Genomic DNA, 17054 nt, shown 5'->3' on the forward strand with positions numbered 1-17054 from the left:
CGGGCGTTTTACCGATATCGAAAACCAGGAGGGACCGACGTGCCTAAGTTTGCCGCCAACCTGACCATGCTGTTCAACGAGGTGGACTTCCTGTCGCGCTTCGAAGCCGCCGCCCAAGCCGGCTTCAAGGGCGTGGAGTACCTCTTCCCCTACGATTTCGACAAGAACCAGTTGGCCGAGCTGCTCGACAAGCACGGCCTGAAACAGGTTCTGCACAACCTGCCGGCCGGCAACTGGGCCGGCGGCGAGCGCGGCATCGCCTGCCTGCCGGACCGCGTGAGCGAGTTCCAGGACGGCGTCGGCCGTGCCATCGACTACGCCAAGACCCTCGGCTGCACCCAGCTGAACGTGCTGGCCGGCATCGCGCCGCAGGGCGTCGACGCCGACACCGTGCGCGACACCTTCGTGAACAACATCAAGTTCGCCGCCGACAAACTCGAAGCCGAAGGCATCAAGCTGTTGATCGAGGCGATCAACACCTTCGACATCCCGGGCTTCTACGTGTCGGGCACCCAGCAGACGCTGGACCTGATCGCCGCCTCGGGCAGCCAGAACATCTTCGTCCAGTACGACATCTACCACATGCAGCGCATGGAAGGTGAGCTGGCCAACACGATCAAGGCCAAGCTGCCGCAGATCGCGCACATCCAGCTGGCCGACAACCCGGGCCGCAACGAGCCGGGCACCGGCGAGATCAACTACCCGTTCCTGTTCTCGTTCCTCGACGAGATCGGCTACGACGGCTGGATCGGCTGCGAGTACAAGCCGAAGACCACCACCGTGGAAGGCCTCGGCTGGGCCAAGTCCTACCTCGGCTAAGCACGACTCACAACAAACGAATTAGGAGACTAGGCATGAAAATCGGTTTTATCGGCCTCGGTATCATGGGCGCCCCGATGGCGGGCCATCTGGTTGACGGCGGCCACGAGCTGTTCGTGAACACCATCGGCGAAGTGCCGGCCTTCCTGCAGGAAAAAGGCGTGAAGGCGCTGGCTTCGGGCAAGGAAGTGGCCCAGGCTGCCGAGGTGATCATCACCATGGTGCCGGACACCCCGGACGTGGCCAAGGTGCTGTTCGGCGAGAACGGCGTCGCCGAAGGCCTGTCCGCCGGCAAGATCGTCGTCGACATGTCGTCCATCTCGCCGGTCGAGACCAAGGAATTCGCCAAGAAGGTCGAAGCGCTCGGCTGCCAGTACGTCGACGCTCCGGTGTCCGGTGGCGAAGTCGGCGCGAAAGCCGCCACGCTGTCGATCATGTGCGGCGGCCCGGAAGCGGCCTTCGACAAGGTGCTGCCGATCCTGCAACTGATGGGCAAGAACATCACCCGCGTCGGCGAGAACGGCGACGGCCAGACCGCCAAGGTCGCCAACCAGATGATCGTCGCGCTGACCATCGAAGCGGTCGGCGAAGCGCTGCTGTTCGCGTCCAAGCTGGGCGCCGACCCGGCCAAGGTTCGTCAGGCTCTTCTGGGTGGCTTCGCCTCGTCGAAGATCCTCGAAGTGCACGGCGAGCGCATGTACAAGCGCACCTTCAACCCGGGCTTCCGCATCGCGCTGCACCAGAAGGACCTGAACCTGGCGCTGTCCAACGCGCAGAAGCTGGGTCTGGCGCTGCCGGCGACCGCGCTGTGCCAGCAGCTGTTCAACACCTGCGTGGCCAACGGCGGCGCGGCGTGGGACCACAGCGCCCTGGTGCGTGCCCTGGAAGTGATGGGCAACTACGAGATCCCGGCCCAGGAATAATCTGGCCTGATCGCCTGATCTGACAGAAAGTCGCCTGGGCCCCGTCGGGGTCGGGCGACTTTGTTTATTTACGGGGACGGCGACGCCGCCCCGCCAAGAAAAACTGGAGGAGACATGTCGAACGCCCACGTTCCGGCCAACCCGGCCGAGGCGCGCGCCTTCCTGCGCGGCCTGTTCGACGCCGCGGTCAAGGCCGCGCTGCCGTACGACACCCTGGCGCAGTACCTGCCCGAACCGCCCAAGGGCCGCACCGTGGTGATCGGCGCCGGCAAGGGCGCCGCGTCGATGGCGCAGGCGCTGGAGCAGCACTGGCAGGGCCCGCTCGAGGGCATGGTGATCACCCGTTACGCGCACGACCTGCCGACCAAGCACATTCGCGTGGTACAGGCCTCGCACCCGGTGCCGGACGCCGCCGGCGAGAAGGCCGCGCTCGAGGTGCTCGAGTCGGTCAAGGGCCTGACCGAGGACGACCTGGTGATCTGCCTGATCTCCGGCGGCGGCTCGGCCTTGCTGTCGCTGCCGGTGCCCGGCATCACGCTGGACGAGAAGCGCGCCGTCAACAAGGCGCTACTGAAATCGGGCGCGCAGATCTCGGAGATGAACTGCGTGCGCAAGCACCTGTCGGCGATCAAGGGCGGCCAGCTGGCCGCCGCCTGCTACCCGGCGCGCGTGGTGACGCTGATGATCTCCGACGTGCCGGGAGACGACCCGTCGGTGATCGCCTCCGGCCCGACCGTGCCGGACCCGTCCACCTTCGCGCAGGCGCGCGAGGTGATCGCCAAGTACGGCATCGAGCTGCCGGCGTCGGTGAAGGCCTACCTCGAGGCGGGCCAGAACGAGACCCCGAAGCCGGGTGATCCGCGTCTGGCGCGTTGCGAAGGCCACATCATCTCGACCCCGCAGCACGCGCTGCAGGCGGCCGCCCGCCTCGCGCGCGAGCACGGCGTGACGCCGATCGTGCTGGGCGACACCATCGAGGGCGAATCGCGCGACGTGGCGCTGGTGCACGCCGGCATCGTGCGCCAGATCGTCGGCTTCGACGAGCCGGCGGCCAAGCCGTGCGTGATCATCTCCGGCGGCGAAACCACCGTCACCGTGCGCGGCAACGGCCGCGGCGGCCGCTGCGCCGAGTTCCTGTTGCAGCTGACCATCGCGCTGGAAGGTCAGGCGGGCGTGTACGCGCTGGCGTGCGACACCGACGGCATCGACGGCTCGGAAGACAACGCCGGTTGCATCACCGCGCCGGACACGCTGGCGCGCGCGGAGGCGATCGGCGAATCGGCCAAGGCGCGTCTGGCGAACAACGACGCCTACACCTTCTTCCAGGCGCTCGACGACCTGATCGTCACCGGCCCGACTCGCACCAACGTCAACGACTTCCGCGCCATCCTGGTGCTGCCGAACTGAGTCGTCGACAGTCTGAAATTCAAGCGCATCCGAATCGTGCTTGATTTGTTGTTGCCCCGGCTTCGGCCGGGGTTTTTTCTTGCGCGTAGCGCGTGCGGCTCCGTCCGGGCGGAGCTTGGCCGAGGCGAAGGCCTGCTGGCTCGGCCAACTTCGGCGCAGGGGAGGGCGGGCACAAAAAAGGGCGGGGAAGCCCCCGCCCGAAGCGCGCTTATCCGGTGCGCCGCTTATTGCTGCAGTTCGCCGACGCGGACGATCAGCATGTTGTTGGTCGCGCCCGGCTTGCCCATCTGTTCGCCGACGGTCATCAGCACCAGGTCGCCCTTCTCGACCGCGCCGGCGTCGAGCAGCGCCCGCTCGGCCTGCGCCAGCGCCGCCTCGCGGGTGGTGGCGATCGCGTCGGTCTTCATCGGGAACACGTCGCGGAACACGCTGACCTTGCGGCGGGTGGTTTCTTCCGGGGTCACCGCGTAGATCGGCACGCCGGAGTCGACGCGGCTCATCCACAGCGCGGTCGAGCCGGACTGGGTCAGCGCGGCGATCGCCTTGACCTTGATGTGCTGCGCGGTAAACAGCGTCGCCATCGCGATCGACTGGTCGACCTGGTGCTGTTCGCGGTTCAACAGCTCGATGTCGAAGGAGTTCGCGTACGACTGCTCGGCGGCCACGCACACGCGCGCCATCGCCTCGACGGTCTCGACCGGGTACTCGCCGGCGGCGGTCTCGGCCGACAGCATCACCGCGTCGGTGCCATCGAGCACGGCGTTGGCGACGTCGGACACCTCGGCGCGGGTCGGCACCGGGCTGCTGATCATCGATTCCATCATCTGGGTCGCGGTGATCACGAACTTGTTGCGCTCGCGTGCCATGCGGATCATCCGTTTTTGCAGCGCCGGCACCGCGGCGTCGCCGACTTCGACCGCCAGGTCGCCGCGGGCGACCATGATGCCGTCGGTGGCGTCGAGGATTTCCTCGAGCTTGTCGATCGCCTCGCAGCGTTCGATCTTGGCGACCAGGAGAGCGTGGCCGCCGGCGGCCTTGACCAGCTCGCGCGCCTCGTTCATGTCGGCGGCGTTCTTCGGGAAGGAGACGGCGATGTAGTCGGCTTGCAGCGCGACTGCGGTCTTCAGGTCTTCCTTGTCCTTGTCGGTCAGCGCCGGGGCGGACAGGCCGCCGCCTTGCTGGTTGATGCCCTTGTTGTTCGACAGCTTGCCGCCGACGCGCACGGTGGTGAAGATCTTGGCGCCTTCGACGCGGTCGACGTCGAGCACGATCTTGCCGTCGTCCAAGAGCAGCACGGCGCCGGCGGCGACGTCGTTCGGCAGGTCCTTGTAGTCGAGGCCGACGGTGTCCTGGTTGCCCAGCTCGCATTCGGCGTCGAGCACGAAGGTCGCGCCCTTGACGAGCATGATCGAACCGTCGGCGAACTTGCCGACGCGGATTTTCGGGCCCTGCAGGTCGGCGAGGATGCCGACGCAGGTGCCGACGTTGTCGGCCGCCTGGCGGATCATCTGCGCACGGCCGATGTGGTCTTCGGGCTTGCCGTGCGAGAAGTTGAGGCGGGCGACGTTGACGCCCGCGGCGATCATCTGCTGCAGCGTCTCCAGGTTGTTGCTGGCCGGACCGAGCGTCGCGACGATCTTGGTGCCTCTGAACATGCTCTCTGTCTCCATCTGGTGGTTGTGAAAAAGCCGGCTTGCGCCGGCTTTTCTTAGGGGTTACTTCGCGCCTGCGCTGACCCACTGATCGACCAGAGCGCGCTCTTCGTCGGTCATTTGGGTCATGTTGCCGAGCGGCATGTACTTCGACTTCACCGCGGTGTTGATGCGGGCCGCGTTGGCGCGCACCACGCTTTCCTGGTCGAGCACGAGGCCGGCCGGCGCGGCGGCGAAGCCGGGCTGGGTCGGCTTGGCGGCGTGGCAGGCCACGCAGCGCTTTTCCATCACGTCGTGGATCGCGTCGTAGCTGACGCCGGCGGCGACGGCGGCGGCCGGGGCCGAGCCGTCAGCGCTGGCGGCCGGGGCGGCTTCGGCGACCGGCGCCGATTCGAGCGCCCGCTGCGGCGCGCCGACGAACAGCGCGGCGACGATCACGGCGGTGCCGGCGGCCGGCAGCGCGTACAGCTTCTTGCCGGCGTGCATCAGCACGAAGAACTGACGGATCAGCGCGCCCGACACGATGATCAGCGACATGATCAGCCAGGCCTGCTCGTGGCTGTAGGTGAACGCGTAGTGGTTGCTGATCATCAGGAACACGACCGGCAGCGTGAAGTAGGTGTTGTGCACCGAGCGCTGCTTGCCGCGCTTGCCGTCCAGCGGGTTCGGCGCGCGGCCGGCCTTGATGTCGTTGAACATGCGGCGCTGGCCCGGGATGATCCAGAAGAACACGTTGGCCGACATACACGTCGCCATCACGGCGCCGGTGATCAGGAAGGCGGCGCGGCCCTGGAAGATGTGGCTGGTCGCGTAGGCGACGGCGATCACCATCACGGCCACGGCGATCGACAGCACGCCGTCGCGGTTCATGGTCGGGCTGATCAGGCGGCACAGCGCGTCGTAGACCACCCAGCCGCCGACCAGGAAGGCCACGGCGATGGCGGAAGCGGCGGCGCCGGACAGCTCCATCTTGGCCGGGTCGACCAGGTAGATGCTGGCGTTGGCCAGGTAGAGCAGCGCGAACAGCGCGAAGCCGGACAGCCAGGTCGTGTACGACTTCCAGTACGACCAGTGCACGTCGTCGTTCAGTTCGAACGGCGGGTTGGTCAGGTATTTCTGGCTGTGGTAGAAGCCGCCGCCGTGCACGGCGAACATCTCGCCGAACACGCCGCGTTTGATCGAGGGCTCGTCGGTCGGTTTCTTCAGGCCGTTGTCGAGCATCACGAAGTAGATCGATTCACCGATCCACGAGATGGCGGCGATCACGTGCAACCAGCGCAAGAGCAGGTTGGCCCAGTCAAGCAGGTAGTTTTCCATTAGATCATGTCTCCAGTTATCGCGTCACACGTCGAGCGCGTGTGTTGATCAGCTGCCGCGGTAGGTCGAGTAGGTCCACGGCGTCACGACCAGCGGCACGTGGTAGTGCTCGGTCGGGTTGCTGATGCCGAAGCGCAACACCACCACGTCGACGAAGCGCGGTTCGGGCAGGTTGACGCCCTTGCGGCCGAAGTATTCGCCGACATGGAACTGGATTTCATAAACGCCGGCGGTCAGCGCGTCGCCTTCGAGCAGCGGCTGGTCGACGCGGCCGTCGCTGTTGGTCCGGCTTTCGGCGACCTGGGTGCGCACCTCGTTCTCGACGCGGAACACCTTGACGGCGACCTCGGCGGCGGGTTTGCCATGCATCGTGTCAAGCACGTGGGTAGTCAGTTTTCCCATGAGGTTCTCTCCTCTTATTGAATATTTAATCTTTGCCCTGTTGCAGCTTCGTTGCGCGGAGCAAAAATTGTCAACAATTTGTGTTGACGATATTCGCTCGCGGCTCCAATAATTGTCAACAAAATTTTGGAAACAATTCCCGCATCTCGGAAATTTAGTGAGACCAAACGATGACGCCCACTGAAGCGCCAGCGGTGTCCGGTATCCGGCCCGAAAAGTCCGTTTGGGACAGTCAAGTCCTCGATGGCGAACCTCTGAACGAGGTCGACCGTATCTATGCGGAAATTCTCGACGCGGTCATCGACCAGCGTCTGCTGCCCGGCGTGAAACTGACCGAGGCGGTGCTGTGCGACGTGTTCCACTGCTCGCGCGGCATGGTGCGCGCCGCGCTCGCCAAGCTCGCCCACGACGAGATCGTCGAGATCCAGCCCAACCGCGGCGCCTTCGTCGCCACGCCCGACGTCAAGGAGACGCACGACATCTTCGAGGCGCGTCGCATGGTCGAGGGCGCCATCCTCAAGAAGCTGATGGGCATGCCCGACCTCGAGTCGCGTCTGGCCTCGCTGAGCAGCCTGGTCGACGAGGAGCGCGCCGCCTTCGCCAACGGCGACCGCAGCGCCTGGATCCGCCTGTCCAACCATTTTCACGTCAAGCTCGCGCAGTTGGCCGAAAACGCGGTGCTGACCGACCTGATGCGCGGGCTCACGAGCCGCACCTCGCTGATCATCGCGCTCTACGACGTGCCCGGCCGTAGCGCCTGCTCCTTCGACGAGCACGACGTGATCCTCGACTGCCTGGCCCGCCGCGACCTCGACGCCGCGCTGGCGGCGATGCACCACCATCTGCAGGACTGCGAGCAGCGCCTGCGCCTGAGCGACGAGGAAATCCAATCCGACTTGAGGGCGGTTTTCACCTTCAAACGTTAAAACGACACCCGGAGGAAACATGTCTGCCAACTATCCGCGCGACCTGATCGGTTACGGTCGCAACATTCCGAAGGCCAACTGGCCGGGCAACGCGCGCGTCGCGCTGCAATTCGTCCTCAACTACGAGGAGGGCGGCGAGAACTGCGTGCTGCACGGCGACAAGGCGTCCGAGCAGTTCCTGTCCGAAATCGTCGGTGCGGCCGCCTACGAGGCGCGCCACATGTCGATGGAAAGCATCTACGAATACGGTTCGCGCGCCGGCGTCTGGCGCATCCTCAACGAATTCGAACGCCGCGGCTGGCCGCTGACCATCTTCGGCGTGGCGACCGCGCTGGCCCGTCACCCGGAAGTGGCCAAGGCGTTCGTCGACGGCGGCCACGAGATCGCCTGCCACGGTCTGAAGTGGATCCACTACCAGAATATCGACAAGGAAACCGAGCGCCAGCACATGAAGGAAGCGATGCAGATCATCAAGGATCTGCTCGGCGTGACGCCGCAGGGCTGGTACACCGGCCGCGACAGCCCGAACACCCGCCAGCTGGTGGTCGAACACGGCGGCTTCGCCTACGACGCCGACTACTACGGCGACGACCTGCCGTTCTGGACCGAGGTCGAGCTGTCCGACGGCTCGAAGAAGCCGCACCTGGTGGTGCCGTACACCCTCGATTCCAACGATATGCGCTTTGCCACGCCGCAGGGCTTCAACACCGGCGAGCACTTCTACCAGTACCTGAAGGACGCCTTCGACGTGCTGTACGCCGAAGGCGCCGAGACGCCGAAGATGCTGTCGATCGGCATGCACTGCCGCCTGCTCGGCCGCCCGGGTCGCTTCGCCGCGTTCAAGCGCTTCCTCGACTACGTGGCCAGCCACGACCAGGTCTGGATCGCCCGTCGCATCGACATCGCCAAGCACTGGGCCGAACACCACCCCTACCAGCCCAAAGGAGAATAAGACCATGAGCAAAACGATCAGCCTGACCGAACTGAACGGTCTGCCGGTTGCCGATTTCGTCAACGTGCTGGGCGGCATCTTCGAGCACTCGCCGTGGGTGCCGGAGGCCGTGGCGTCGCAGCGCCCGTTCACCAGCGTCGAGGGGCTGCACAACGCGATGATCGCCGCGATCGAGAACGCCGGCGTCGACGCGCAGCTGAAACTGATCCGCGCCCACCCGGAGCTGGCCGGCAAGGCCGCGGTGCGCGGCGAGCTGACCGAGGAGTCGACCAACGAGCAGGCCGGCGCCGGCCTCGACAAGTGCTCGCCGGAAGAATTCGAGAAGCTGACCCGCCTGAACGCCGAGTACAACGCCAAGTTCGGCTTCCCGTTCATCCTCGCGGTGCGCGGCTACGACCGCCACGGCATCATCCGCGAGTTCGAGCGTCGCGTCGGCCTGAACGCCGAACAAGAGCGTGCGGAAAGCCTGTCGCAGATCTACAAGATCGGCGGCTTCCGCCTGCACGACCTGATCAAGATCTGATCGCCTTCCTCGGCCAGGCCCGACGAGGGTTGGCCGAGCCTCTCGCCCCAATAACCTATTCAGGAGAAGACAATGGCTGCACCCAATGCACCGGTCGGTACCATCATCAACGCGCGTCCTGCCGAGTCGGTGCCGGAATTCGCCACCCGTTACACCAACCTGGCCCACGAAGACTTCGGCGCCAAGGTGCTGTTCTGCACCGACGAATGGTTCGCCGCCGCCTCGCGCATGCTGCAGGCGTCCGAGCCGGTGTTCATCGTCGGCAAGTTCGACGACCACGGCAAATGGATGGACGGCTGGGAAACCCGTCGCCGCCGCAACGGTGGCCACGACTTCGCGATCGTGAAGCTGGGTCTGCCGGGCGTGATCAAGGGCTTCGACATCGAGACCAGCCACTTCACCGGCAACTTCCCGCCGGCCGCGTCGATCGAGGCCTGCTATAGCGAAACCGACCCGACCGAAGACACCGTCTGGACCGAAGTGGTCGCCACCACCTCGCTGAACGGCGACTCGCACCACTTCATCGAGATCTCGGACGAGCGTCCGTGGACCCACCTGCGTCTGCACATCTACCCGGACGGCGGCGTCGCCCGCTTCCGCGTCTACGGTCTGCCCAAGTGCGACTGGGACAAGAAGGACGCCAACGAGCTGATCGAAGTGTCGGCGCTGGAAAACGGCGGCCGTGTGGTGGCGTTCAACAACGCCCACTTCGGCGTGCCGTTCCGCCTGATCATGCCGGGCCGCGGCGTCAACATGGGCGACGGCTGGGAAACCCGTCGCCGTCGCGAGCCGGGCAACGACTGGTGCATCGTCGAGCTGGGCCACGCCGCGACCGTCGAGAAGATCGAAGTCGACACCGCCCACTTCAAGGGCAACTACCCGGACCGCGTGTCGATCCAGGCCGCCTACGTGACCAACAGCACCGACCAGTCGATCGTGACCCAGGCGATGTTCTGGGACACCCTGCTGCCGGAGCAGAAGACCGAGATGGACAAGCAGCACTACTACGGCGCCGAGCAGATCCGCGACATCGGCCCGGTCACCCATGTGCGCCTGAACATCTTCCCGGACGGCGGCGTCAGCCGTCTGCGCATCTGGGGCAAGCTGGCCAAGTAAGCGGCCGGATCGCTCGATAGCGAGATGAACAGCCCCGTCCGGTTCGCCGGACGGGGCTTTAGCCAGAAAAACGAGGAGACAACATGACTACCCTGACACTCGAACTGCTGACCAAGGAAGCGTTCGCCCCCTTCGGCGACGTGATCCAGATCGACGGCAGCGAATGGTTCCCGATCAACAACGGCACCACCAAGCGCTACCACAACCTCGGCCGCGTCGAAGTGACCGGCGAGGGCGGTCTGCCCATCATCAGCATGTGCCGCGGCGACGCCTTCCAGCTGCCGGTGGAAGTGAAGATGCTCGAGCGCCACCCGCTGGGCAGCCAGGCCTTCATCCCGTCGAGCGGCGCGCCGTTCATCGTCGTGGTGGCCCCGAACGGCGCCGACGACAAGCCGGACGAGAGCCAGCTCAAGGGCTTCATCGTGCGCGGCGACCAGGGTGTGAACTACCACCGCGGCACCTGGCACCATCCGCTGGTCACGCTGGGCTGCGAGGGCGACTTCATCGTCGTCGACCGCGGCGGTCCGGGCCACAACTGCGACGAGGTGCAACTGTCGCAGGTTTATCTCATCGAGTCCGCGCCGGCGCTCGCTTGAGCACTTAGCCAGTGCATCGCCCCCTCGCTTCGGTATAATCTCTTCTTTGGAAGGGAAATAAACGACCTTAATATCACTCGGCGTCGCCGGTCACCCGCAGTCCGACCGGCCGGCAAGGCTCGACAAGAAGCCGCCGCGCCAGGGGAGAAGAATGGAAGAGACTCAGGCTGTCCACCCGGTGGACGAGGTGCTGCCGCTGGGGCCGCTGTTCGTCTACGGCCTGCAGCACGTGCTGGTGATGTACGCCGGTGCCGTCGCGGTGCCGCTGATCCTCGGCACCGCGCTCGATCTGCCGCACGAGTACCTGGTGTTCCTGATCAACGCGGACCTGTTCGCGTGCGGGATCGCCACCATCATCCAGGCGGTGGGGGTCGGGCGCTTCGGCTGCCGGCTGCCGCTGGTGCAGGGCTGCACCTTCGCCGCGGTGACGCCGATGATCCTGATCGGCAAGGACTACGGCCTGACCGGCATCTACGGCGCGGTGATCGCCTCTGGCATCTTCACGATGCTGGCGAGCCCGTTCATCGCCAAGCTGCTGCGTTTCTTCCCCAAGGTGGTGATGGGGTCGATCATCACGCTGATCGGCTTGTCCATCATGCCGGTCGCGGTAGGCTGGCTGGGCGGGGGACACCCGTCCATGCCCGGCTTCGGCGCGATGAGTTCGCTGGCGATCGGCATGTTCACGCTGCTGGTCATCCTGCTGGTCTACCGGCTCGCGCACGGTTTCTTCCGGAATATCGCGATCCTGACCGGCCTGGTGGTCGGTACCGTGGTCGCCTCGCTGTTCGGCATGACCGACTTCCAGCCGGTGGGGCACACGGCCTGGCTGGGGCTGCCTATCCCGATGTACTTCGGCTTGCCGGAGTTCTACGTCGTGCCGTGCGTGATCCTGTCGCTGGTCATGGTGGTGACCATGATCGAGACCATGTCCGACATGCTCGCGATCGGCCAGATGGTCGAAAAACCGGTCGATCAGGAAACGCTCAGGCGCGGCCTGTTGGCCGACGGCTTGTCGACGACGCTGGGCGGGGTATTCAATACCTTTCCGTACACGGCGTTCGCGCAGAATGTCGGTTTGATCGGGGTGACGGGGGCCAAGAGCCGCTTCATCGTGGCCATGGCCGGCGTGATCCTGATATCGTTGGGCCTGTTCCCCAAGCTGGCCGGCGTGGTCGCCTCGGTGCCGAAACCGGTGCTCGGCGGCGCCGGGATCGTGATGTTCGGCATGGTGGCGGCCGCCGGTATCCGTACCCTGGGTGAGGTCGAATACCGCGGCAACAGCAACGGCATGGTGGTGGCGCTGGCCCTCGGGATCGGGATGATGCCGGTGCTCGTGCCGTCGATTTTCAGCCGTTTCCCGGAGCTGGCGAATATTTTTTTGCACAGTGGCATCACGATGGGTACGCTGGTAGCCATCGTGGCCAACCTGTGTCTCAATAAACTTCAGAGCAATGATGAAGCAATGGAAAATGTGTCGGCATCAGAGCACGCCTGACTTTTTTCCGGATTTGACGTCGGTCGCGCCCATCGGGTCGGCTGGCGACGCATAAGAGGAGAAGAAAATGGGAAACCGAAGAACTGTCCGGTTCTTGTTGAACGGTGAGTTGCGCGAAGTGGTTCCGACCTCGCCGACCCAGAGCTTGTTGAACTATCTTCGCGAGGAAGAGCGCGCCACCGGGACCAAGGAAGGGTGTGCCGAGGGCGACTGTGGCGCGTGTACCGTCACCGAAGCCGAACTGACCGAAACCGGCGAGGTTCGCTTCCGTGCGATCAACGCGTGCATCCGCTTCCTGCCGACTTTCGACGGCCGTGCGATCTGGACCGTCGAAGGCATTGCCAACCCGGACGGCTCCCTCCATCCGGCCCAGCAGGCGATGATCGACAACCACGGCTCGCAGTGTGGTTTCTGCACCCCGGGCTTCGTGATGTCGATGTACACCATGTACCAGAACGGCGAAACCAAACCGAGCCGCGAGCGCGTGCTCGATTGCCTGTCTGGCAACCTGTGTCGTTGTACGGGCTATCGTCCCATTGTTGAGGCCGCCATGAAAATGGGTGATTACCCTGAGGCCAGGACTTGCGGCGATACCCTGGCCGAACGCCTGAAGGCGATCCGCCCCGAGGGTACGCTTGAGGTCGAGACCGCGGCGGGCAACCGTTACTATGCGCCGGCCACGGTCGAGGAGCTGGCCGCGCTGTACGAGGCCAACCCGGACGCGGTGATCCTCGCCGGCGGCACCGACGTCGGCCTGTGGGTGACCAAGCACCTGATGGACCTCAAGACCGTCATCTATATCGGCGGCATCCAGGAGCTCAAGAAGATCGAGCAGCGCGACGGCGCGATCGAAATCGGCGCGGCCGTGCTCTTGAACGATGCCTTCCCGGTCGTCGTCGAGCAGTATCCGGAGATGGAAGAGCTGTGGAAGCGCTTCTCGTCGACCCCGATCCGCAATTCGGGCACCTTCGTCGGCAACCTGGCCAACGGCTCGCCGATCGGCGACAACCCGCCACCGATGATCGCCGTCGGCGCGCGCGTCGTGCTGCGCAAGGGCGACCGTCGCCGGGAAATGCCCCTCGAAGACCTATACTTGGCCTACCGCAAGCAGGCCCGCGACGCCGGCGAATTCGTCGAGAGCGTGCGCGTGCCGCTGCGCCGCGAGTCGGTGAAGTTTGCCGTCTACAAACTGTCCAAACGCTACGACCAGGACATCTCGGCCGTCTGCGCCGCGTTTGCGCTCGACATCGAGAACGGTCGCGTGAAGGACGCGCGCATCGCCTACGGCGGTATGGCCGCCACCCCGAAGCGCGCCAGCCACGCCGAAGCCGCCCTGAACGGCGCATCCTGGGACGAGGCCAGCGTACAGAAAGCGATGTCCGCGATGGAGCAGGACTACCAGCCGATGACCGACATGCGCGCGACCAGCGAGTACCGCATGACCACGGCCAAGAACCTGGTCTACCGTTTCTTCGTGGAAACGACCAGCGGGCAAGAGCTCAGCCTGTACGCCGCCAACAACTAAGGGATGAGAGGAAAGACCATGCAACAGCAACATCGCACCGTCGGTCAGTCGCTCAAGCACGAAAGTGCCCACCTGCACGTGAGCGGCAAGGCCAACTACACCGACGACATTCCGCAGCGTGAAGGCACGCTGCACGCCGCCATCGGCATCTCGACCCGCGCGCACGCCAAGATCAAGGCCATGGACCTGTCGGCGGTGAAGGCCGCCGAGGGCGTGATCGCCGTGATCACCCTTGACGACGTGCCGGGCGACAAGTACCTCGGCCCCTTCCTGCACGACGAGCCGATCTTCGCCGACGAGGAAGTGCTGTACTACGGCCAGCCGGTGTTCGCCGTGGCCGCCACCAGCCACGACCTCGCGCGTCGCGCCGCCAAGCTCGCCAAGATCGAATACGAAGACCTGCCGGCGATCCTGACCGCGCAGGCCGCCGCCGAGGCGAAAGCCTACGTGCTGCCGCCGGTGCACATCAAGCGCGGCAACGTCGAGGAGAAGCTCGCCAACGCCAAGCACCGCGTGACCGGCGTATTCGACCTGGGCGGCCAGGAGCAGTTCTACCTGGAAGGCCAGATCGCCTACGCGCTGCCGGGCGAAGACGGCGACATGCACGTCTACACCTCGACCCAGCACCCGTCCGAGATGCAGTTCATGGTCGCGCACGCGCTCGGCCAACATGTGCATACCGTGAAGGCCGAGTGCCGTCGCATGGGGGGCGGCTTCGGCGGCAAGGAAACCCAGTCGTGGGTGTTCGCCGTGATCGCCGCCTTGCTCGCGCGCAAGACCGGCAAGCCGGTCAAGCTGCGCGCCGACCGCGACGACGACATGATGATCACCGGCAAGCGTCACGACTTCCAGATCCTGTACGACATCGCGCACGACGATGACGGTCGCATTCAGGGTCTGAAGATCGAGTACCGCCTGCGCTGCGGCTTTTCGGCCGACCTGTCCGGCCCGGTCGGCGACCGCGCGATCTTCCACACCGACAACGCCTACTATCTGGACGAGTTCGACATCCTGTCGATCCGCGGCAAGACCAACACCCAGTCGAACACCGCCTTCCGCGGCTTCGGCGGCCCGCAGGGCATCATCGCGATCGAGTACATGATCGACACGATCGCGCGCAAGCTCGGCAAGGATCCGCTCGACGTCCGCAAGATCAACTTCTACGGCAAGACCGACCGCAACGTCACCCCGTACCAGATGACGGTGGAAGACAACGTGATCCACGAGCTGGTCGCCGAGCTCGAGGAGACGTCGGAATACCGCAAGCGCCGCCAGGAAGTGAACGAGTTCAACGCCAAGAACAAGATCCTGAAGAAGGGCCTGGCGCTGGTGCCGGTCAAGTTCGGCATCTCGTTCACCGCGACCCAGTTCAACCAGGCCGGCGCGCTGTTGCACGTCTACACCGACGGTTCGGTGATGATCAACCACGGCGGCACCGAAATGGGCCAGGGCCTGAACACCAAGGTGGCGCAAGTCGTCGCCGAGGAGTTGGGCCTGTCGATCGACCGCGTGCGCGTGTCGGCGACCGACACCTCGAAGGTGCCGAACACTTCGGCGACCGCCGCGTCGACCGGTACCGACCTGAACGGCAAGGCCGCACAGGACGCGTGCGTGAAGGTCAAGGAAAAGCTGGCCGCCTTCGCCGCCGAGCGCTACGGCTGCAAACCGGAGGAAGTGCGCTTTGCCGACAACCACGTGTACGCCGGCAACGAGAAGATCGCTTTCGAGGAGTTCGTCAAGATCGCCTACACCGCGCGCGTGCCGCTGTGGTCGTCGGGCTTCTACCGCACGCCGAAGATCCACTACGACTTCAAGACGCTGACCGGTCGTCCGTTCTTCTACTTCGCCTACGGCGCCTCGGTGTCCGAGGTGATCATCGACACGCTGACCGGCGAGAGCCGCCTGCTGCGCGCCGACGTGCTGCACGACGTCGGTAGCTCGCTGAACCCGGCGATCGACATCGGCCAGGTCGAGGGCGGCTTCATTCAGGGCGCCGGCTGGCTGACCACCGAGGAGCTGTGGTGGAACAAGGACGGCAAGCTGATGACGCACGCGCCGTCGACCTACAAGATCCCGTCGGTGTCCGACGTGCCGGCGCAGTTCAACACGCGCCTGTACGCCAACAGCAACAAGGAAGACTCGATCTACCACTCGAAGGCCGTCGGCGAGCCGCCGCTGCCCTTGGGCATGTCGGTGTTCCTCGCGCTGCGCGACGCGGTCGCCGCGGTCGACGACAGCGGCCGCGCCGTGCCGCCGCTGATGGCGCCGGCCACCGCCGAGGCGATCCTGAAGGCGGTCGAGGCGGTCAAGGCCGCCAAGAAGGCCGAAGCGGTCGAAGCCGAGACGGTATGACCTTCGCGGTCCGCAACGGCGCCAACTGGCTCGAGGCACTGCGCGCGGCGCGCGCAGCGTCGCAGCCGGCCGCGCTGATCACCGTGACGCGCGCCGACGGCTCCGCCCCGCGCGAAGCCGGCGCGCGCATGGCGGTCGGACCCGACTGGCAGGCCGACACCATCGGCGGCGGCACGCTCGAGTTCCGCGCGATCGACGCGGCGCGCGAGCTGTTCGCCGCCGGCGCAGCGCGCCGCGCGACGCTGCGCATGCCGCTCGGTGCCAGTCTCGGCCAGTGCTGCGGCGGCGTGGTGTTCCTCGCGATCGAGCGCATCGACGCCGACGACGACGCGTGGTTGGCCGAGGCTGCCCGCGCGTCGGCCGACGGCGAGGTGCGCGTGCGCCACGTGCCGCTGTCCGATCCCTCGGCCAAGGTCACGCTGACCGCGCCGCAAGGCGAGGCCGGCCAGACGCGGCTGGAGAAGGAAGGCGACGCCGAGTGGCTGCTCGACGTGCTGTTGCCGTCGACGATGCAGGTGGTGCTGTTCGGCGCCGGCCACGTCGGCCGCGCGCTGGCGAGCCTGCTGGGCACGCTGCCGTGCAAGGTCACCTGGCTGGACGCGCGCGACGACATGTTCCCCGACGCGGTGGCGGACAACATCGTCACCGAGGTCGGCGACGACGGCGACGTGGCGCGTCAGCCGGCCGGTGCCTACTGGCTGATCCTGACGCACAACCACGCGCTGGACTTCGACATCGTCGAGAAGGTGCTCAAGCGCGGCGACGCGGCCTACGTCGGCCTGATCGGCTCCAAGAGCAAGCGGGCGAACTTCACCCGCCGGCTCGAGGCGCGCGGCGTCGGCCGCGAGCGCGTGGCCGCCGAGCTGACCTGTCCGATCGGCATCGCGGGCATCGCGGGCAAGGAGCCGCCGGTGATCGCGGTGTCGGTGGTCGCCGAGCTGCTGCAGTTGCACGAAGCCCGATTGCGCGCCCTGCGCGACTGATCTACCCTAGGCGGGCCGGTTTTGCCGGCCCGTTTTCTTTTGCAGTTCCGGCCTGGATCGTAGGGG

General features: G+C 65.7%; 15 protein-coding genes. 12 read left to right on the forward strand and 3 right to left on the reverse strand.

The window, feature by feature from the left end; all coding sequences use genetic code 11:
* Positions 1 to 39 precede the first annotated feature (39 nt).
* From hyi to EV683_RS01115, 3 genes are all read left to right on the forward strand, one after another.
* Positions 40 to 819 carry a hydroxypyruvate isomerase gene (gene hyi, locus EV683_RS01105; RefSeq protein ID WP_066611323.1) on the forward strand — a complete coding sequence of 260 codons (780 nt, stop codon included), beginning with the start codon at positions 40 to 42 and terminating at the stop codon, positions 817 to 819.
* A 35-nt stretch (positions 820 to 854) separates the two neighbouring features.
* Positions 855 to 1742: a 2-hydroxy-3-oxopropionate reductase gene (locus tag EV683_RS01110; protein WP_066611324.1), complete on the forward strand. Its 888-nt coding sequence runs from the start codon at positions 855 to 857 to the stop codon at positions 1740 to 1742.
* A gap of 114 nt (positions 1743 to 1856) precedes the next feature.
* The gene (locus EV683_RS01115) at positions 1857 to 3149 is read left to right on the forward strand and encodes a glycerate kinase type-2 family protein (RefSeq protein WP_066611332.1); all 1293 of its coding nucleotides are present in this window, start codon (positions 1857 to 1859) and stop codon (positions 3147 to 3149) included.
* Between the two features lie 224 nt (positions 3150 to 3373).
* Here EV683_RS01115 and pyk read toward each other — a convergent pair whose 3' ends face one another.
* Genes pyk through uraH form a run of 3 tightly spaced genes read right to left on the reverse strand, consistent with a single transcriptional unit; the run spans position 3374 to position 6520 of the window.
* Positions 3374 to 4819 carry a pyruvate kinase gene (pyk, locus tag EV683_RS01120; protein WP_279432271.1) on the reverse strand — a complete coding sequence of 482 codons (1446 nt, stop codon included), beginning with the start codon at positions 4817 to 4819 and terminating at the stop codon, positions 3374 to 3376.
* 45 nt (positions 4820 to 4864) lie between these two features.
* Positions 4865 to 6118 (reverse strand): urate hydroxylase PuuD, encoded by a 1254-nt coding sequence (locus EV683_RS01125; protein ID WP_131861404.1) that lies wholly within the window; start codon positions 6116 to 6118, stop codon positions 4865 to 4867.
* Positions 6119 to 6166: 48 nt separating this feature from the next.
* Positions 6167 to 6520, reverse strand: coding sequence for a hydroxyisourate hydrolase (gene uraH / locus EV683_RS01130; protein ID WP_066611335.1), 354 nt, complete (start codon positions 6518 to 6520; stop codon positions 6167 to 6169).
* 170 nt (positions 6521 to 6690) lie between these two features.
* Here uraH and EV683_RS01135 point away from each other — a divergent pair, with 170 nt between their 5' ends.
* From EV683_RS01135 to xdhC, 9 genes are all read left to right on the forward strand, one after another.
* Complete coding sequence (locus EV683_RS01135) at positions 6691 to 7446, forward strand: GntR family transcriptional regulator (RefSeq protein ID WP_131861406.1); 756 nt, start codon at positions 6691 to 6693, stop codon at positions 7444 to 7446.
* Between the two features lie 19 nt (positions 7447 to 7465).
* Positions 7466 to 8398 (forward strand): allantoinase PuuE, encoded by a 933-nt coding sequence (gene puuE / locus EV683_RS01140; RefSeq protein WP_066611340.1) that lies wholly within the window; start codon positions 7466 to 7468, stop codon positions 8396 to 8398.
* Between the two features lie 4 nt (positions 8399 to 8402).
* Complete coding sequence (gene uraD, locus EV683_RS01145; protein ID WP_066611346.1) at positions 8403 to 8921, forward strand: 2-oxo-4-hydroxy-4-carboxy-5-ureidoimidazoline decarboxylase; 519 nt, start codon at positions 8403 to 8405, stop codon at positions 8919 to 8921.
* Between the two features lie 72 nt (positions 8922 to 8993).
* Entirely contained in the window at positions 8994 to 10037 is a 1044-nt protein-coding gene (gene alc, locus EV683_RS01150) for an allantoicase (RefSeq protein ID WP_066611348.1), read from the forward strand.
* A gap of 83 nt (positions 10038 to 10120) precedes the next feature.
* The gene (locus tag EV683_RS01155) at positions 10121 to 10633 is read left to right on the forward strand and encodes an ureidoglycolate lyase (RefSeq protein ID WP_066611349.1); all 513 of its coding nucleotides are present in this window, start codon (positions 10121 to 10123) and stop codon (positions 10631 to 10633) included.
* A 151-nt stretch (positions 10634 to 10784) separates the two neighbouring features.
* Positions 10785 to 12128: a nucleobase:cation symporter-2 family protein gene (locus tag EV683_RS01160; RefSeq protein ID WP_066611351.1), complete on the forward strand. Its 1344-nt coding sequence runs from the start codon at positions 10785 to 10787 to the stop codon at positions 12126 to 12128.
* A gap of 67 nt (positions 12129 to 12195) precedes the next feature.
* Positions 12196 to 13653, forward strand: coding sequence for a xanthine dehydrogenase small subunit (gene xdhA / locus EV683_RS01165; RefSeq protein WP_131861408.1), 1458 nt, complete (start codon positions 12196 to 12198; stop codon positions 13651 to 13653).
* Between the two features lie 18 nt (positions 13654 to 13671).
* Entirely contained in the window at positions 13672 to 16005 is a 2334-nt protein-coding gene (gene xdhB / locus EV683_RS01170; RefSeq protein WP_066611356.1) for a xanthine dehydrogenase molybdopterin binding subunit, read from the forward strand.
* Positions 16002 to 16988 (forward strand): xanthine dehydrogenase accessory protein XdhC, encoded by a 987-nt coding sequence (xdhC, locus tag EV683_RS01175; RefSeq protein WP_131861409.1) that lies wholly within the window; start codon positions 16002 to 16004, stop codon positions 16986 to 16988. Before xdhB ends, xdhC begins: the two co-directional genes overlap by 4 nt.
* Positions 16989 to 17054: the final 66 nt, after the last annotated feature.

Origin of the sequence: Crenobacter luteus, assembly GCF_004345725.1 — a bacterium.
Classification (GTDB): Bacteria; Pseudomonadota; Gammaproteobacteria; order Burkholderiales; family Chromobacteriaceae; genus Crenobacter; species Crenobacter luteus.